Origin of the sequence: Erwinia sp., assembly GCF_031978025.1 — a bacterium.
GTDB lineage: Bacteria > Pseudomonadota > Gammaproteobacteria > Enterobacterales > Enterobacteriaceae > Erwinia.
The window spans coordinates 1-2,635 of record NZ_DALZCD010000406.1 but is presented as its reverse complement, the minus strand read 5'-3'; the positions used below and the strand labels follow the sequence as shown (position 1 = coordinate 2,635).

Annotated in this window: 2 protein-coding genes and 1 pseudogene; 1 reads left to right on the top strand and 2 read right to left on the bottom strand. The window is 58.3% G+C overall.

The genetic code is table 11. The features are described 5' to 3' along the window. Positions 1-41: 41 nt before the first annotated feature. Positions 42-638 (top strand): annotated as a pseudogene (locus tag RTK32_RS21015) (FAD-dependent oxidoreductase); the annotation flags it as partial. A 189-nt stretch (positions 639-827) separates the two neighbouring features. Here the strand turns inward: RTK32_RS21015 and RTK32_RS21010 are convergent. Both RTK32_RS21010 and RTK32_RS21005 read right to left on the bottom strand, forming a co-directional pair. Beyond that, positions 828-1,859 carry a DUF1176 domain-containing protein gene (locus tag RTK32_RS21010; RefSeq protein WP_312047326.1) on the bottom strand — a complete coding sequence of 344 codons (1,032 nt, stop codon included), beginning with the start codon at positions 1,857-1,859 and terminating at the stop codon, positions 828-830. Between the two features lie 8 nt (positions 1,860-1,867). Then, positions 1,868-2,635: DUF1176 domain-containing protein (locus tag RTK32_RS21005; protein WP_312047324.1), on the bottom strand; the 768-nt coding region annotated here is incomplete at its 5' end.

Sequence of the window (2,635 nt, the reverse complement as noted above, 5' to 3'; positions counted from 1 at the left end):
GATAACGGACGTTTTCTGCGGCCTGACGCTGCTGCCAGGGCGCACCGAGCCGAGAGCTGGCACCCGGCATCAGCAAACAGGCCGCTATGGCCACTTTTGCCAGCCTGACCGCGCCGCTAACCGATGAGCAGTGCCAGCGGCTGCCAGCGATGAGCAGCTGGGGCGTGACCCCGGTTAACGCCATCGCTGGCGCCACGCTGCGCTATACCGCCGATCGCCGTATTTTGATTCGTCAGCATGTAGTGCCTGCTCTGCATGGCCGGGTGACCGCGAGGCAAACTTTTACCGCCACGCGGCTGCACAGGGCTACATTTGACAAAATCTTCCCTCAGCTTCGGGATGTCGGACTGATGCATAGCTGGTCAGGCACTATCAGCGTCACCCGCAACGGCGCGCCGGTGTGGGGGGCGTTGAGCGGCACGGTTTATACCGCCAGCGGCTGCAATGGCGCGGGCATCTCCAGGCAGACCATTGCGGGATCGCTGCTGGCCGACTATGCGCTGGGTTACGATAATCCGCTGACGGCCACGATGCTGGCGCTGGGCGAAGCAAACTACCTGCCACCCTCCCCACTGCTGGATGCGGCCATTGTCGGAGCGCTTCTGAAAGAGCGCTGGTTGGGCAGATACGAAGCCTGATACCCACAAGCTGAAAACCGGTTCAGCATCGGCGGTGAAGACACGGGCATCCAACAACGCCTCGTGTCTGGTGTGTTACGCCTAGTACGGGCCTGCCTCTGGCCGACCTGTCGCAGAACATCGTTTGTCCGGCTTTCTGGCACCGCTAAAAGCGCTAACCAGCAGGCTCGCCCGATGCGTGCAAAGCCTTTATTTTGAAAAAGGCTTCACGTCCGTGACCAGGGTGGGGAGATCCCAGGTGCCGCCAGCATGGATATAGCGACACATGCCGGTCGTGGCATCGCGACTTTTACGGAAAGCCTGTCCGTCCCATACCCAGCTTTCTGAACTCATGCAGTCCGCGATACCGCGCCCTTTCTGCACGTTAGTAATCACGCCTTTTTCATAGTCCGATCCGGAAATCGTCACCAGCACCGGCTTGCCCTTTAACGCTTTATCGATAACCCAGTAGCCATACCCTTCGTTATAAGCCGCGCGCCAGCACAGGGAAGAAAGCAAAGCGTGGCCGTCATCCAGCGGCGTCAGGGTTAACCCATCGGTTTCTGCAAGAGCATTTTCTGTGGATGCAGACAGGTTGTCGCACATATCGTCGTCATTGCGATTAACCGTCGCCAGCAGGCGAGGCTTCAACGCGGCCGTTTCAGCGGCGGTCAACGAACGAGGTTCGCCACTCTCGGTTTTTGCCGCCTGGATCACTGGTGCGGGTACGGCCTGGGCTACGCCGTTTTCTGGCTTATTGCCCTTTTTGGTCAGCGCACCAGGCGTGCCGATACGCCCCTGTACGTCATCTGCTTTCATCAGCACGGCATAGGCCCCTTCGCCGGAAAGCTGGAAGACTTTGGCACCGCCTTTAAATTCGGCTTTACCGCTGCCTTTAACAGCATCAAGTAGTGCTGATGTCTGGCTTGCCGACAGCCGCCAGTTATCGCCAGCCGCTACGAGTTCACCGGCTGATTTCCCGTCAATCCACAGCGTCAGCTTTTTCGCCGGCGTGCTGTCATCAGCGGTATCTGCCAGCGTTACCTCGCCCGTCAGGGCTGTTCCGGGTCCGGCGGTGCGGGTAAGCAAGACGGAGCCGGAGGGATCCTCTTCTTTTGCATAACCGGCAATGCGGCAGGTCAGCGTATTATCGCAGGCAACTTCCCAGTCTTTGTGTTCGAAGGTGGTGCCGTTCTGGCTGGCAAAGGCCGACAGAGATAACGTCGCCAGCCCTAAAAACATCAGTTTGTTCACTTTATTTCCTCTCGTTTTATTTCTGATACCCGCGTAGGGATGACTCTGTCACCAAGGGTGCCAGGAAACCAACAGCCGTCGTTGATTGCCTCCAGGCTTTGACGAAATGCCGTGCCGTCCCAGACCCATTCTTCGGTAGACGCACAGCTGCCGGCGCTGCTTCCCAGAAAGACGTTAGTAATCACGCCATTGCGATAGGTCTGAGCCGCGTTGGTCACGGCAACGGGCCTTGCCTTAAGCCTGCTGTCGGTAACCCAAAAACCGTATCCCTGATTGTAAGCTGCGCCCCAGCATTGGGTAGAGAGCAGCACGTGCGTATCATCCAGCGGGGTGGCGGTAATATCGCCGCTGATCATTTCGCCGTTGACGTCTTTTTCCCCTACCGAGGTCAGGTAATCACACTGTTGCTCGCTGGTTAATACGGCAAGCAGCTGCGGCCTGATCGTCTCTGCCTCTGTTTTGGAGAGTACGTGCGGCTTGGCCTGGCTGACTTTCGCCGCCCGGATAACCGGCACCGCCATGGCATTCCCGACACGGCTTTCAGGCCTGTCACCTTTTTTAACCCAGGCGCCCGGCGTGCCGATGCGGCCCTGTACGTCGTCTACTTTCAATAACGCAGCGTAAGCGCCTTCGCCGGAAAGCTGAAAAGGCTCGTCACCGCCTTTAAATTCAACCGTACCGCTGCCTTTGATGGCCTGAATTAACGCCTGCGTTTGTGGCTCTGACAGGCGCAAATGCCGATCCGTTGCCGTTATGTCGCCCAC